This is a genomic window from Bacillus sp. HU-1818, from assembly GCF_022695965.1.
Taxonomy (GTDB): Bacteria; Bacillota; Bacilli; order Bacillales; family Bacillaceae; genus Bacillus; species Bacillus atrophaeus.
In genome coordinates, this window is record NZ_JAAPBE010000002.1 from 481,705 (window position 1) to 496,502 (window position 14,798).

The window sequence follows — 14,798 nt, forward strand, 5'->3', positions numbered from 1 at the left end:
TATTTATCGAAAAAAAGTGCATCCTGAACATAACCGGCGTAACGGATTCTGTGAAATTCGGCGTGACGGCTATGAACGGAAAAAAGCTGGCTCTTTTAAGGAGCCAGCTTTTTTGTGGTTATTGTGCCTGCGCTGAGGCGCTTAATGTGAATAATTCTTCGAGCTCATCTGTGGACAACTCGGTAATCCAGTTTTCGCTTTGGATAATTTGGTCATTCAGCGTTTGCTTCGTTTCAAGCATCATATCAATTTTTTCTTCAATTGTTCCCGTTGTAATCATTTTATGAACATGGACAAATCGCTCCTGCCCGATGCGGTATGCCCGGTCAGTGGCTTGGTTTTCAACAGCCGGATTCCACCATCTGTCATAATGAATGACGTGATTGGCGGCTGTCAGATTGAGCCCGGTGCCGCCCGCTTTCAGCGAAAGAATCAGAGTCGGATATTCTTTCTTTTGAAACTTTTCGACGAGAGAGTCGCGGTCTTGTTTGGACAAGCTTCCGTTTAGGAATTGAACTGGCTCACCGAAGGTTTTTTCAAGCAATCGCTTCATCATGTTCCCCATTTGAATATATTGCGTGAAAATTAAGCAGCTTTCGTTTTGATCGCGGATCGCGGTCATCAGCTCAAGCAATTTTTCCAGCTTGACCGATCTTCCCGCCAGCAGCTCCGTCTGGTCTTCTTTTAAGTAAAGCGCCGGGTGATCGCATATTTGCTTCAGCCGTCCGAGCATGCTGAGAATCAGTGCTTTACGCTGCATCCCGGTCAGTGACGACATATGTTCAAATGTATCTTTCACAAGCTGTTCATATAGGGACGCCTGTTCGGCTGACAGCGGAATAAACTCTTTTTGCTCGAGTTTGTCAGGAAGATTAAGCGCCACTTCTTCATCTCGTTTTGTACGCCGCAATAAAAACGGCCTGATTAACTGCTGAAGCTGTTCAATTCGTTTTTCGTCGCGGTCCTTCTCAATCGGGAGCACATAACGTTTATGAAAACCTGTCAAACTGCCGAGATAGCCTTTATTCATGAAATCAAAGATAGACCAGAGCTCAGTCAGGCGGTTCTCCATCGGTGTGCCGCTGAGGGCAATATGATGAAGCCCTTTGAGTTTTCTGATGGCCCTTGATTGTTTTGTGTGCGCGTTTTTAATATTTTGCGCTTCATCAAGACAAATCGTGCTCCATGTGACAGAGGACAATTCATCCGCGTCTGTGTGAGACAGGCCGTAAGAGGTAAGGACAACGTCAGCATCTTTGTAGTATTCGGCAAATCCTTCGCCTTTCTTGCGGCGCGGGCCGTAATGCAGCGCCACGGAAAGCTGGGGAGCGAAGGTTTGCAGCTCCCTCTGCCAGTTGCCGAGCACGGAAGTCGGCGCAATAATCAAAGACGGCGTCTGTTGCTGTCCGTTCTCTTTAATGTGAATGAAATAGGCAATCATTTGAATCGTTTTCCCTAATCCCATATCGTCGGCAAGGCAGGCGCCGAAGCCGCTTTCCCGCAGGAACAGCAGCCAATTCATGCCGTATGTTTGATAGGGGCGGAGCGTGCCCTGAAACGCGGGGCTGACCTCATGTTCAGGCAGATTTTCGGCGGCTGTGAGCTTACGAATCAATGATCTGAGCTGCTTAGACAGTTCGAATTGGATGCCGGCAAAAGCTGACGAATCAATTAGCTCAGCGTCTTCGGGGCCATGTTCCTGCTGGTCCATCAGCTCCCGCGACAGCACATCGGACATATGAAGGCCTTCTGATTCTGCCTGCTCCATCAGCCGTTTCATTTGTTTAATGAAGTTCGGATCAATCTTCACCCACTGTCCGCGAATATTAACAAGCCGTCTGTTGTTTGCGACAAGCTCGTTGAATTCATCTTCTGTCAGCTCAATCCCGTTTGTCGCAAACCGCCAGTTAAAGTCAAGCAATGCATTCATACCGACAAATGATTCGCCGCGCGGTGTAGAAGATACTTTAGCTTTCAGCATCATGTTGCTTTCTCTGACAATCTGCCACCATGACGGCAGAAGGATTTCAACGCCCATATCGACAAGCGTCTCACTTGCTTCAGATAAAAAAATCCAAGCCTCTTCCTCAGAGATAAGCGTGGTGCCTGAATCAAACGACAGCCAAGGGACTGTTTTATGAAAACGGTCCTGCTCCCGCGCGATTTTATCGCTGAACTGCTGCCAAGATTTTTTAAGGCTCTTCAGCCCGTCAAAAAACTGTATGCTGCCGTTTTTCTTATCACGCAAAAACATTTCAATTTTCCAATCATCTCCGTCAAATTCAGGTTCGTTCAGACGGAGGCCGACGGTAAACGGAGAAGGATCATCAGACCAGCCAATGCCCTCAAGAAAATCCTTTTCATCAAGAAAATGACCGCGGAAAGTGGTGACTGCCGGATATTGTGCTTCGATTTTCTGCCATTTCTCGTTTAATTCGTCATCATATCGGATGTAATCGTGAACCGCTGCTGAAAACCAGTCCGCTGTGAAGCCTTCAAGAATGCCATCCCGATCCTTCCATCGAAATACGCCCTTTGTCCAAGCTTCATAATCGGGAAGAAAATCGCCGTCAGCAATAAATTCATAAATCGTGGAGGCCGCTTCTATTAATGGCTCTGTTTCTTCAGTTAGCTGCACGGAGCTGAACGTGTTGAACGAGTTCTTACCGAGAAGCTCTACAGCCATCCATGGCGAAAGCAGCACAGCCGTTGTGCCGATGAAGCTGACATCTTCCAGAAACGTTCCGTAAAATGAAGACTCATGCCATTGGAACAGGTGCTTTTTCATTTGGCTGAGAGAAAGAGGCTGTTCTTTTTCATCAAAGCTTGACAGCGTAAAAGCCCAATCTTCCATTTGTTCGACATGAATAAGAATTTCATTAAGACTCGCCATCAATTAATTTTCCTTTCTGCAGTTCTTCTTGAAGGGCGCGCAGGCGCCTGTAATTTCCGCTTAACTGCTTGATATACCGATCCCATACTTTTTGTTTCTTAGCTTTTTTATATAAGGTGCGGAGCTTTTTCAAATGGCGTGCCGCTTCTTTATACGCGCTGCGGTTTTTCTGATCAATATAAAAGGCCACTTCGCGGTGGTAGGAAGGAATGAGCGCTTCGGGGTCGCTCGCTGAAATTTCCTTAATCATCTCTTTTTCCATTTCCCACACAGAAAATCCGACAAGGCTGTGAATCTCTATCCACTCGGCAAACCGCCGTTTTTCATACAAATAATGGCTGTATTCCGTGAAGGTATATGGAAGGCAGCCTGCGGCATAACGCTCAAACAGCGCATGGTCATTAGTTTGCTTCACATAGACATTCAAAACAAAGAACAGCTCGCTGATCACATCGCGGATTTCCTTAAAAGGTTTATCAAGCTTCGTATATCCGATGGCGATCGGTTCGATACGCTGATACCATGTTTTGAGGCGCTTCCAGTCCTTTTTCGCACTTATTTCACTCAGCCATTGGAATGTATAAGGCAGCGACTCGGGCGGAAAGTGTTCTGCCTCCCTGAAAATCACTTCATCATTTTTCTGTAAAAATTCAAGGTGCAGCTTGCCGAATTGCACCTCAGGAGAAAACCGTCTCCCTGCTTCTTTTGTTAAAACCTCATGCTCGCGCGCCACCCATTTTGGCCGGGACAACAGCGAGCTCCAGATTTCCCCAAACACACGCAGCCGTTCATACTGAAAGTAATCTTCTTTTAACAATAATCTGCGGACCACATCCGGTGTTTTTTCTAAAAAAGGATCAAGCGCAAAGGACAGGGCGTACGTTTTCAGTTTATCTATCGAATCGTATATCGTATCCATCAGCTGCTCTACGTAAGGGTTGAGAGAATAAAAATCCTTCTCAGGGTCAATCCTCCCTGATTCAATTAATGAGAACATGTGAAGCCATACGGCGAGCGCTGAATGGATTTGATATAAGCTTTTCAGCTCCGGTTTTTTCGGGGCATGTTTTTTCAGTGCCGACAAGTAGCCGTAGTACAGTCCCTGCATGGTTTGGCTTCCTTCAGGCGTCCGCGTTTCCCATAAGGAAAACTCCGCCTCGAAGAAAGCGAGCCAGCTGGAAAGGGAATTTTCATTAGGAAGAAGTTTTTCCTGGAACTGCCGCCGGACAAGCTCTTTGCTTTCCTCAAGCTTTTCCCTTTCCAGCCAATCATCAGTAAAGGTACCCACCCGTTCAAATGTTGCATATACATATAAAAAAGCAGCCAGCACATGGCGGCAGATTTTTTCAGAAGGACATGAACAGCCGCTTTTGACCATAAGGAACAAGTTCAGCGTGACCCGCACAGGCACAACATCCTGCACATAAGCAGATACTTCGGTCGGGCTTTCCGCTTTTACACGATAGACCGAATCCTGCCGATATAAAATAAGCGCCCTTTTCATCAGCTGAACGTTATCCTCGTCATAAGGAAGAAGCTGTCTGATCTGTTCAGCCGCTGCCAGCACATCGTCTTTAGAAATCATATCCTGAAGCATGATTATCGCTCCTAACCGAGTCACTTAATAAAAAGATTCCAATTCCTCTATTATATCGCAACACGTCGGCTCGAAAAAGTTTTTCCTAAAAAAGGACATAAAAAACTAGAACTGTCGAATGATGTATTAGACTATTGCAAAACAACAACCGACATCATATAATAATCCTGTTTTCAACTTAATGGAAGCTGAAAGGAACCGAACGATGAATAACAAGAAGTTAAATCAAGAAGAGTTTCTGAAAATTTTGATGCATGCGCATGACATGGGAGAACAATCAACCGAGATTACCACAAAGGAAATGCTTGAAAATTTAATTTCTTATATTAAAAAAGGATATGTGACGTAACTCCGTGAGAATCATCGCGGAGTTTTTTTATTTCAGCCGATTCTTCCAAAGGTAATACCGAGTATGCGCTTTGGCAGCACAGTAATTTAAGCGTTTACAAAAGGGGTGTAAAAATAACCAAATGTCATCTAATGTCGTTTTTTGTCATGTGAAATGATTAGAAATGCTGTACCAAAGTTGTATAATCATAGTTGGAAAAAAATAAATTGGCAGCAACAGAATTTCGAATCAATTATCAACTGATTTGGAGGTATCATGGGAGAAACTACTAGTTTAAAAGAAATATTCATAACCTTGAAAAAACGCATACTTTTCATCATCTCAATCACTGCAGCAGCAACAGTTTTGAGCGGAGTCATCAGCTTCTATGCCCTCACACCAGTCTACCAAAACTCAACTCAGATTCTGGTCAACCAATCAAACAGCGAACAAAAAGAGGTTCAATATAATGAAGTGCAGACAAATCTGCAATTGATTAACACGTACAATGTCATCATAAAAAGCCCGGTTATATTAGATGATGTGATTAAAGAGATGAATCTCTCAATGTCATCCGGAGAACTGAATGAAAAAATCACTGTTTCCAGTGAGCAGGATTCCCAGGTGGTTAATATTACAGTAAAGGACGAGAATGCTGAATTGGCCGCTGATATCGCCAATAATGTCGCTTCTGTCTTTAAGGATAAAGTCACTTCCATCATGAATGTGGACAATGTAAGCATTCTTTCCAAAGCGGAAGTTTCAGCCAATCCGTCTCCAGTGGAACCAAGGCCTATGCTGAACATCGCCATTGCGTTTGTTGTCGGGTTAATGGGAGGAATCGCACTTGCCTTCCTGCTGGAATACTTGGACAATACCATTAAATCAGAAGACCAGCTCGAATCTTTGCTGGACATTCCGATACTGGGCACCGTTTCAACCATAGAAAACAGGCTGAACGCAAACAAACATGTCAACGGGATCCAATCTGATAAAGGAGGGAGCGGACGTTTTGGCGCGTAAAAAAACAATACGTTCTCTGATGAGCATAAGAAATATCATTACGATGACAGAGCCAAAGTCGTTGAACTCAGAGCAGTACAGAACAATTCGAACAAATATTGAATATTCATCAATAGACAGCCAGGTGAAATCGCTGATCATCACATCAGCCGGTCCGGGAGAAGGAAAATCAACGACAGCTGCCAATCTCGCTGTTGTTTTCGCCCAACAGGGAAAAAAAGTTCTTTTAGTTGACGCAGATTTACGTAAACCGACCGTACATTTCACATTCAGGCTAGATAATGCGGATGGGTTAACATCTATTTTGTTAAAACAAATCTCATTTGAACAGGCTGTGCACCCTTCCGAAGAGAACAATCTGGATATATTGACGAGCGGCCCCATCCCGCCGAACCCGGCAGAGCTGCTGTCTTCAAAAGGAATGGAAGACCTGCTGGAAAACATATATGAATGCTATGACATGGTTATTTTTGATACACCGCCTCTATTAGCGGTGGCAGATCCGCAAATTTTAGGAAACTATGTCGATGGTTCAATCATGGTGGTTTCGAGCGGAAAAACTGATAAAGAAAAAGCGGCAAAAGCAAAAGAGGTGCTGGCAACATGCAAAAGCAAGCTGCTTGGAGCGGTGATGAACGGAAAGAAAATAACTAAGAATTCGTACTACGCCTACTATGGTAACTGATCATTCAGCATAAAGAATAAAAATAAATAGCGTGCGATGCCCGTTATTTATTTTTGGAATAACAGTAGGTCTATTATCCTATTAGGAGGACATTCGCATGATTGATATCCATTGTCACATCCTCCCGTCAATGGATGATGGGGCAAAGCAATATTCAGAAAGTTTAGAGATGGCGAGAGCGGCGTCCAGTCAAGGAATCGCCACGATCATTGCGACACCGCATCATAAAAATGGAAAATATGAAAACGATCCAAAGGCAGTCAGACAAGCAGTCGGGCATTTGAACAAGCTTTTAATAAGGGAACAAGTGCCGCTGAACGTCCTGCCGGGCCAAGAAATCAGATTGTACGGAGAGTTGGCGGAGGACATGACGGCACATCAGCTTCTTTCACTGAATGCTACGAAATATATTTTAATAGAGTTTCCATCAGAGCAAGTCCCCAGATATGCCGAACAGCTTTTTTATGATTTGCAGGTAAAGGGTTATATTCCTGTCATCGCCCACCCCGAACGAAATAGAGAGATTCACGAAAACCCGTCCTTGCTGCATAACCTTGTGAAAAAAGGCGCGGCAGCCCAAATTACAGCAGGCAGTCTTGCGGGGGCTTTTGGAAAACGGATAAAGAATTTCTCGCTACAGCTGGCAGAAGCACACTTGGTTCATTTTATAGCGTCAGATGCGCATAATTTGAAAGCCAGAGATTTTCGGTATCAGGACGGGCTCGATGTTCTTCGTAAAAAATTAGGCGCTGAGTACACATATATGATGACGGAAAACGCTGAGCTGCTGCTCCAAAACAAAACGATATACAAAGAAACCCCGGTACATGTTAAACGAAGGCATTTTTTAGGATTGTTTTCGTTGTGAAAAAGTGACACCGCGAGAAAAACAGGAGGGGGACACAGGCTGCATATTGCGGTAAAGGCTGTCGTGCCGTTAGCCGGACGATATTGGCTGATTGGGGTAATGGGCTCCGTTTTGGGTCTCGCTGTGCGTATTGTTTATCGCGGTGGTGATTTTAATTAAGCTGGAAGATCCGAAAGGGCCTGTTATTTTCACACAAGAACGAAGTGACTGGGGTCGGCGATCATGTGACCATCGCCAGCGGGGTGAATTTGATCACGCATGATGGAGGGCATGAATCCTCAGGGATTAATTTAAGAAACACCCATATTCTTATTCTTGTTGCGGAATTCATGATAGGATTTTTTCATAAGATAATAGCATAAGCTGCAAAACAGCAATTGAACTGGTGGAGGGAAACAATGAAGATAACAGTGATCGGCACAGGCTACGTCGGGCTTGTGACAGGTGTTTCTCTTTCTGAAATCGGCCACCAAGTGACGTGTATTGATATTGACACACGGAAGGTCGAGGAAATGAGGAAAGGAATTTCACCTATTTTTGAGCCCGGACTTGAAGAAATGATGAAAAAAAATATAGCAGAAAAACGGCTGAGCTTTGAAACAAGCTATAAAAAAGGACTGTCCCAGTCTGAAATCATATTTATAGCCGTCGGCACACCGCAAAAAATCGACGGTCATAGCAATCTTGAATATATTGAAAAAGCGGCCGCAAGTATTGCCGAGCATGTGAAACAAGATGCCATTGTGGTTACGAAAAGCACGGTGCCTGTCGGAACAAATGATGATATAAAGAAACAGATAGCGGAACACCTTGTATCCCCCGTGAATATTTCAATCGCTTCCAATCCGGAGTTTTTGCGCGAGGGCTCGGCGTTAAAAGATACATTCCACGGAGACCGTATCGTGGTCGGAGCTGACGATGATCAGACCGCTGAGACGCTGGAGCAGGTATTTCTCCCGTTTGGCGTTCCGATTTATAAAACGGATATCAGAAGTGCGGAAATGATTAAATATGCGTCTAATGCTTTCTTGGCAACGAAGATCAGCTTCATTAATGAAATATCAAATATTTGTGAGAAAGTTGGCGCTGATATTGAATCTGTCGCCTGCGGAATGGGCCAGGACAAACGAATCGGAAGCCAGTTTTTGAGAGCGGGCATTGGATATGGCGGTTCTTGTTTTCCGAAAGACACAAACGCTCTAGTTCAAATTGCCGGAAATGTAGAGCATGACTTTGAAATTCTGAAATCGGTCATCAAAGTCAACAACAACCAGCAGGAGATGCTTGTTGATAAGGTGCTGAACCGGCTCGGCGGGGTAACGGGCAAAACCATTGCTCTTTTAGGGCTTTCCTTTAAGCCGAATACGGATGATATGAGAGACGCACCGTCGATTGTTATTGCTAACCGATTGGCTGCGCTTGACGCCAATATCAAAGCATATGATCCGATTGCCGTCAGCCAGGCGAAACGGCTTCTTCCTGAGGCGGTGACCTATACGAAAACCATAGAAGAGGCTGTAAAAGACGCGGATGCTGTGATGATTTTAACGGATTGGCAAGAGATTAAGCAATTTTCTTTATCAACTTATAAGGATGTAATGAAAGAAGCAATTATATTTGACGGCCGGAATTGCCATGAGCTGGACGAAGCAGTCAAGGCCGGTGTGGAATATGTATCAGTGGGGAGAAAGACGGTTGTTCCCGGGACAAAGTGAAAGTGAGACTGGCAGCTTGCCGTCCCACTTTCTTTTTTTGCGGCTATGAATCGTTTTATATCAATGAGAATGCTGCTGCGATCCGGTTCATTCCGGAATCAGTTTGTAAATCAGCCAAGTAATCGCCCCGCAGATAAATGTAATAAAGGGAAAGATGATCAGCCAACTGATTAATTGAGAATCCCCCGACCCGGCGGTATACAATGGCGAAGAGAAATGGAAAAACAATGAAAAACATCATCATGGGACTGAATAGCTCATTCGTTGACCTCATTTCAATGAATGATATTCAATTATTATATGGAAATATCCATTTTTTCCAAATGGGTAAGAACTAATAGACAAAAGAGACTGGTCATTTCATGAGGCCTCTGTTTTTATTGTCAAGCGCCTTTTGTACCGTGACTTTCACCCTTTTACTAAATATTTTCTGCCTGTTTCGGGATATCAAGTGGAAAAACAAGTCTTTATACCTTATTTTTAGGCTATTTTTGAGCATATAAGCTGGGTAAAATAAGCATTTTACCCTATTTAAGCAGCCTTCTAACTATTTTAAAATATAATATATGGAAATAAAACGTGAAAAAGCCTATCATCACAAAGCATTCCGTAAGGCTTTTTGAGTATGAAGAGGTGATGCAGATGAGTTATGCAAGCTATTTAGCTGATATCAAAAGTTCGCTTAACGGAAAAATTTCCGACGTAGAAGACAAGATTGAAAAACTGAAAAAAGCAAAAAAGGATATAGACACGCTGCAAGAAGAAGCAATTACTGAAATTAAGGAAATTGTAAAACCGGAATTGGGACAGCACTGGAAAGGAACAAAAGCGGATGATTTTGATAAGGGAAGAGAAGATGCCGAGTCGGAAGCATCCAAGATTGTGAATGATAAATATAACGAGTATATGTCTTCCATACAGATGAAGGTTGTGGGACTTGAAGCGGATAAACTTCTTTATACCGGAGAATTGTACGCAGCAAACCTTGCTGGCGAAACGCTTGCTAAGGGAGAAGAGTTCTTAGATGAAGCAGCCAAACAAATAAATAAACTGAAATGGTGGTGATTCTTTCTCATGTCTGAAATTAAGCTGAAGTACGATACAGTGATCAAAACATTGGAGTCTGTCAAAGATGCGCTTGCCGATGTGACAATCGGTGCCGCCGGCTCCAATGGGAAAAACAAACTCGACTATACGTCAAAGTACAATGAACGAGAAGAAAACATCCGTACCATGCTCGGAGATTACAAGAAAGCGGTGCACAAAAACATCGAGGATACGAAAGACAATGTTGATTCACTCAAGGAACAAGACGAGGCGATAGCCGTAAAATAGCGTAGAAAGGGCAGTGCGATGAGCAAAGTATTTGAATCACAATCTTTAATAGATGAAGCGGAGAAGAGAAAAAAGCAATATGAAACGTTTGAAGAGCAGCTGAATACGCTGAAAAAAGCGTTTCAAGGCGTTGCTGATTTAGGTGATGATTTTAAAGGAAAAGGCGCAGACAATATTAAAGATTTCTTTCAAGGACAAGCGGAAATCGTTGACAGCTGGCTGACGCTTGTCTCCTCTCAAATTGCGTTTTTAAAAGGCATTTCAGGCGACATTAAAGATCAAGAACTCAGTGATTCTTATGTAGAGACTTCGTTTTTGGATCATGAGCTGCCTAACGGAGATCTAAAAGCGTCAGAGATTGTCTCCGCCCACAAAGCGGAAATCGATTCCATTTTGTCAGGCATCAGCGATATTATCGATCTGGACATGTATTCGCTTGATCATTACGCCGATAAGATGGACAATGCCCAGAAGATCAGACGGGATACGATTACGGCAGTCGATCAACTTGATGAATCACTGACAACTGAGTATCAAAATTTAGAATCTCTGGATAACGCAGTGCTCAGCAAGTATTCTGTTTTAATGCAGGCAACCAGCAACGGAAAAAGCGCAACCCCTATGTACTATGACAAAAAAGCCTTCCACAGCAATGAAGTCTATAAAAGCGTAATCGAAGTGGAGAAACAGGGAACCTCTTATATTGAGGCAAAAGAGCAGCAAGCCGAAGCAAGACGGCTTCAGGAAAAAGCAGAAGAAGAAGCGAACAAACCGTGGTATGAAAAAACATGGGACGGAATTTGCACCTTTACGGGTGAAGTCTCCGGCTATTATGATTATAAAAGAGCCACAGAAGGCGTCGATCCGGTCACTGGCGAAAAACTCTCCGCCGCAGAACGTGTGACAGCAGGAGCGATGGCCGCGGCTGGATTCATACCGGTCGTCGGTTGGGCAGGCCGCGCCTTCAAAGGCGGAAAAGCCATCTACAAAACCGGCAAAGCTGCAATCGCGGCAGAACACGCTTTGGACGCCTACAAAACAGGCAAATCCTTAGACATTCTCAAAATGTCAGAAATGGGCGCATACGGCCTTATTGCTTCAAACGGATTCTCAGAAGCTGTTACAGGACGGGATATGTTTGGGAATAAAGTGTCTGAGGAGAAACGGAAGCAAGGTACGCTGGAAGCTGTATTGGGAATGGTTGGTGCAGGCAGTCTGGCAAAATCCGTTGATCATAGTGTATCAATGTATCGGAATGTGGATAAAGGATCGACACTTAAAACGAAACTATCAGATATACGGCATGTTGTGAATCCAACCCATGTGAAAAAAGTAGCTCATCAAACATATCAATCAGTCAAAAAAAGATCTTTATCGGTGATAGAGTCAGCTGGTGAAACCGTACGTTTCGCAAAACAGCTGATGGGATCATCAAAGAACCAACTAGCATATGCCTATGCGAAAAGCGGCCATCATACTGAGAGTATGATAAATAAAGAGGCTGTAAAGAAAATCGCACAGTATCCAGTGAACTACCTTAAACAAGTGGCTGATGACCATATTCACTATATTACACAAACCGGGAAGGTATTCTATGATGCCACGTCGAAAGTGTTTCGCACAAGTGATGGAAAATTTGCGAAAAAACCGAAAACAGAGTATGTAGAAGAGTCTAAGGTGCGGAAAGTTGCAGACGTTCATAGTGAAAGTCCTAAAGCTACTGGTGAACTTAATAAGGACTTGGCGAAAGCTTATCTAAGAGATATAGAGGCTAAAACTGGGCGAAAGGTTTATAAAGAGCAGATTGACCATATAAAAGAAGCTTTGAGAAACAATAACTATGAAAAATTAACACCAAAAGAGACAGCTAAGCATAGGAGCAAATTTACATCGAGTTTGAAAGATAGATTGATTGCAGAATGGGAAGAAAAAACCGGTCAAAAGTGGCCTAGATATACAGAAGCGGTGTTTGATAAGAATGGAGAAATTGCCCGAAGTGTTGGTCAACCGTATGATGCTCATCATATCATAGAGAACAACTTTGGTGGCCCTCATGAGTGGTGGAATATTCATCCGGCAAAATACCCTGATGAACATCAAGCGGGTATACATGGAAAGGGAGCACCATCAGGAAAACTATTTCCAAGGAGGTAAAAATAGCATATGGCTGATTTTAAATTTATTAATGATTTAGAAAATAAAACCTATAAGGTACCTGAAGAGGATATATTAAAAGCTGAGCAAAGAATGAACGTGAATATTCCAAATGATTTAAAACAATTATATTTAGAAGTCGGTTATGGTTTTATTAAAGGTAGAAGTGATAATGCAATAAATAGGATATTGGGTCCAGGGGCGGTAGCTGACATTAGACTAAGAGAAGGTATTTTTGAGTTTGACCCAGATTTAGATGAACTCTATGATGATGAAAATAAACTTATTTTTTTTGAAGTAAACGAAGGTGTTTATATTTCTATAGACTTGCAATTGGTAAATAATCCAGTATTTTATTTTGATACTCAAATAGCTGAATCGTTAGAGGATTTTTTAAAAAAGTTTCTCAATGATAACGAATATTATATAGATTTAATTGAGGATTAGACTTATAAGTGGGAATGGTTAGAAGAATTAATTGACCTTGATTGGCTACTGAAGCCTTTCAAGGTTTTTTTATAAATGAATTGTTGTTTTCTGTTTTATAAAGTTTAAATAATCTGTTTACTTTAAGCTACGACCCTGTTACAGGAGAAAAACTCTCCACAGCCGAACGCGTCACAGCCGGCGACATGGCAGCCGCGGGGTCCATACCGGTCGTCGGCTGGGCAGGCCGCGCCTTCAAAGGCGGAAAAGCCATTTACAAAACCGGCAAAGCTGCGATCGCGGCAGAACATGCTTTGGACGCCTACAAAACAGGCAAATCCTTAGACATTCTCAAAATGTCAGAAATGGGCGCATATGGCCTTATTGCTTCAAACGGATTCTCAGAAGCTGTTACAGGACGGGATATGTTTGGAAACAAAGTGTCTGAGGAGAAACGGAAGCAAGGAGCGCTGGAAGCAGCTTTAAGCTTAGTTGGCGCAAGTGCATTGGCGAAACACATTGACAAAGGCATCCCGCTTGCAAAATCACCACAAGTGATAAAAGCTGCAAAAGGGAAAAGGATTCTTGACCAAGTAAAAGAATTCAAAGTGCCAACGAATGTGAAAATTCGCGTTCATAAGACAGTCACACCGGATGGGGCGATTTTCCCGATTGTTCATGCAGATGTGAAAACGAAAGCTGTTAAAGATCTTGGGATTGTGAAGATGGCGAGTAGTGGTGGCGGGAATAGCAAGAAACTTTTCGGTGAAAATGGAACCCAAATTGCAAGTAAGACAACATGGCAAAATGGAAAGACAGAAAGAATAGATATTGAAAACCCTAACCCAGGGCAAAGAGAAGGTCAAATTCACTATCATGAGCCCAATAATAAAAAATGGTATTTTGATGTTGAAACAAAGAGGTTTTTTGACCAAAAAACAGGTGAAGATGCACCTAGTAAAATTCAAAAAGTGCTTAAAGATAAAAACGTTCAGAAAGCTATAAATAAAGGATTGAAATTTTTAGGTGAGGGTCCTGTATTTTAGTTATAGGAGTGTAATTATACATGGAATATACAAATAAAAATATGAAAAGACTACAAGAACAACGCCTTAAAGATCTGAGCAATACAAAAAAAGTTGACTTATCTAATTTAAAGGATGTTATTTCTCCCAATATAGTTAAAGTAGACGATTGCTTTATTCTGGACCTAGAGTATGAGTTAACTGATAGTCCAACTATAAATTGGAATAGAATTTTGAAAATGTATGGTGATAAAACGGGGTATGAAGCATCCTGTAATGAGCTCCGCATAAACGATTATTTAGACTACAGTGATTTGTCCGATGAAGAGATTTTAATTTACGCGCTTCAGGTTATGGATGGCTGGGAACATCATTTAAATGAGAAATTTCCTGAGCATAAATTTGTTGTGGTATTAAGTATCGGTGAAGGTTTTGCGACACTTAGATTTTATAAATATAGAAAAGAGGAAAGCAGTTGGCTAAAGGAGGATATTGAAGAGTACGGAAACGAAGCTATCCTAGTAAAAGAAATTAACTGTCATAATGATATTTAACCGTAAAAGCCTTGGACAGGATTAGTATTCAAACTATTTCAAAACGGTAAGCTAATGTATTTTTGTTTCTAATAAGAATGAACGAAACGCATCGATTGGTTTTATTTTTCACCTTGATTGGCTACTGAAGCCTTTCAAGGTTTTTTATGTTTAGAATATTGTTTTCTGTTCTATAAAGCTTAAATACCTGCTGGG

13 protein-coding genes and 1 pseudogene are annotated in these 14,798 nt (G+C 42.5%); 11 read left to right on the top strand and 3 right to left on the bottom strand.

Annotated features, from left to right (window positions below):
• Positions 1-118 precede the first annotated feature (118 nt).
• Positions 119-2,893: a DEAD/DEAH box helicase gene (locus GXP75_RS07795; protein ID WP_150224591.1), complete on the bottom strand. Its 2,775-nt coding sequence runs from the start codon at positions 2,891-2,893 to the stop codon at positions 119-121.
• The gene (locus tag GXP75_RS07800) at positions 2,880-4,490 is read right to left on the bottom strand and encodes an SWIM zinc finger family protein (RefSeq protein ID WP_242556513.1); all 1,611 of its coding nucleotides are present in this window, start codon (positions 4,488-4,490) and stop codon (positions 2,880-2,882) included. Before GXP75_RS07800 ends, GXP75_RS07795 begins: the two co-directional genes overlap by 14 nt.
• Positions 4,491-4,695: 205 nt before the next feature.
• Here GXP75_RS07800 and GXP75_RS07805 point away from each other — a divergent pair, with 205 nt between their 5' ends.
• From GXP75_RS07805 to GXP75_RS07825, 5 genes are all read left to right on the top strand, one after another.
• Positions 4,696-4,839: a YwzD family small protein gene (locus GXP75_RS07805; RefSeq protein ID WP_010790160.1), complete on the top strand. Its 144-nt coding sequence runs from the start codon at positions 4,696-4,698 to the stop codon at positions 4,837-4,839.
• A gap of 255 nt (positions 4,840-5,094) precedes the next feature.
• A complete protein-coding gene (gene tkmA / locus GXP75_RS07810; RefSeq protein ID WP_061570873.1) occupies positions 5,095-5,841 on the top strand; it encodes a protein-tyrosine kinase activator TkmA in 747 nt (248 codons plus the stop codon).
• A gap of 19 nt (positions 5,842-5,860) precedes the next feature.
• A complete protein-coding gene (locus tag GXP75_RS07815) occupies positions 5,861-6,526 on the top strand; it encodes a CpsD/CapB family tyrosine-protein kinase (RefSeq protein ID WP_034718218.1) in 666 nt (221 codons plus the stop codon).
• A gap of 97 nt (positions 6,527-6,623) precedes the next feature.
• Entirely contained in the window at positions 6,624-7,394 is a 771-nt protein-coding gene (locus tag GXP75_RS07820) for a tyrosine-protein phosphatase (protein ID WP_242556514.1), read from the top strand.
• 398 nt (positions 7,395-7,792) lie between these two features.
• Entirely contained in the window at positions 7,793-9,109 is a 1,317-nt protein-coding gene (locus GXP75_RS07825; RefSeq protein ID WP_242556515.1) for a UDP-glucose dehydrogenase family protein, read from the top strand.
• Between the two features lie 55 nt (positions 9,110-9,164).
• On the opposite strand, the gene GXP75_RS07830 is transcribed toward GXP75_RS07825, so the two are convergent.
• The gene (locus tag GXP75_RS07830) at positions 9,165-9,383 is read right to left on the bottom strand and encodes a hypothetical protein (RefSeq protein WP_242556516.1); all 219 of its coding nucleotides are present in this window, start codon (positions 9,381-9,383) and stop codon (positions 9,165-9,167) included.
• 368 nt (positions 9,384-9,751) lie between these two features.
• Between GXP75_RS07830 and GXP75_RS07835 the strand changes: the two genes are divergently transcribed.
• From GXP75_RS07835 to GXP75_RS07860, 6 genes and pseudogenes are all read left to right on the top strand, one after another.
• Positions 9,752-10,174, top strand: coding sequence for a YwqH-like family protein (locus tag GXP75_RS07835; protein ID WP_242556517.1), 423 nt, complete (start codon positions 9,752-9,754; stop codon positions 10,172-10,174).
• A gap of 9 nt (positions 10,175-10,183) precedes the next feature.
• Positions 10,184-10,444: a YwqI/YxiC family protein gene (locus GXP75_RS07840; protein ID WP_242556518.1), complete on the top strand. Its 261-nt coding sequence runs from the start codon at positions 10,184-10,186 to the stop codon at positions 10,442-10,444.
• An 18-nt stretch (positions 10,445-10,462) separates the two neighbouring features.
• A complete protein-coding gene (locus tag GXP75_RS21600) occupies positions 10,463-12,598 on the top strand; it encodes a ribonuclease YeeF family protein (protein ID WP_242556519.1) in 2,136 nt (711 codons plus the stop codon).
• 9 nt (positions 12,599-12,607) lie between these two features.
• Positions 12,608-13,045: an SMI1/KNR4 family protein gene (locus tag GXP75_RS07850; protein ID WP_239814085.1), complete on the top strand. Its 438-nt coding sequence runs from the start codon at positions 12,608-12,610 to the stop codon at positions 13,043-13,045.
• Positions 13,046-13,164: 119 nt separating this feature from the next.
• Positions 13,165-14,070 (top strand): annotated as a pseudogene (locus tag GXP75_RS07855) (pre-toxin TG domain-containing protein); the annotation flags it as partial.
• Between the two features lie 20 nt (positions 14,071-14,090).
• A complete protein-coding gene (locus tag GXP75_RS07860) occupies positions 14,091-14,603 on the top strand; it encodes a hypothetical protein (protein WP_242556520.1) in 513 nt (170 codons plus the stop codon).
• Positions 14,604-14,798: the final 195 nt, after the last annotated feature.

What these genes read in the sequence shown, in the direction of transcription:
- tkmA (WP_061570873.1), top strand. Translation starts at nt 5,095, where the DNA reads ATGGGAGAAACTACTAGTTTAAAAGAAATATTCATAACCTTGAAAAAA.
- GXP75_RS07825 (WP_242556515.1), top strand. Translation starts at nt 7,793, where the DNA reads ATGAAGATAACAGTGATCGGCACAGGCTACGTCGGGCTTGTGACAGGT.
- GXP75_RS07815 (WP_034718218.1), top strand. Translation starts at nt 5,861, where the DNA reads ATGAGCATAAGAAATATCATTACGATGACAGAGCCAAAGTCGTTGAAC.
- GXP75_RS07835 (WP_242556517.1), top strand. Translation starts at nt 9,752, where the DNA reads ATGAGTTATGCAAGCTATTTAGCTGATATCAAAAGTTCGCTTAACGGA.
- GXP75_RS07795 (WP_150224591.1), bottom strand. Translation starts at nt 2,893, where the DNA reads ATGGCGAGTCTTAATGAAATTCTTATTCATGTCGAACAAATGGAAGAT.
- GXP75_RS07820 (WP_242556514.1), top strand. Translation starts at nt 6,624, where the DNA reads ATGATTGATATCCATTGTCACATCCTCCCGTCAATGGATGATGGGGCA.
- GXP75_RS07800 (WP_242556513.1), bottom strand. Translation starts at nt 4,490, where the DNA reads ATGCTTCAGGATATGATTTCTAAAGACGATGTGCTGGCAGCGGCTGAA.
- GXP75_RS07805 (WP_010790160.1), top strand. Translation starts at nt 4,696, where the DNA reads ATGAATAACAAGAAGTTAAATCAAGAAGAGTTTCTGAAAATTTTGATG.
- GXP75_RS07860 (WP_242556520.1), top strand. Translation starts at nt 14,091, where the DNA reads ATGGAATATACAAATAAAAATATGAAAAGACTACAAGAACAACGCCTT.
- GXP75_RS21600 (WP_242556519.1), top strand. Translation starts at nt 10,463, where the DNA reads ATGAGCAAAGTATTTGAATCACAATCTTTAATAGATGAAGCGGAGAAG.
- GXP75_RS07850 (WP_239814085.1), top strand. Translation starts at nt 12,608, where the DNA reads ATGGCTGATTTTAAATTTATTAATGATTTAGAAAATAAAACCTATAAG.
- GXP75_RS07840 (WP_242556518.1), top strand. Translation starts at nt 10,184, where the DNA reads ATGTCTGAAATTAAGCTGAAGTACGATACAGTGATCAAAACATTGGAG.
- GXP75_RS07830 (WP_242556516.1), bottom strand. Translation starts at nt 9,383, where the DNA reads ATGAGGTCAACGAATGAGCTATTCAGTCCCATGATGATGTTTTTCATT.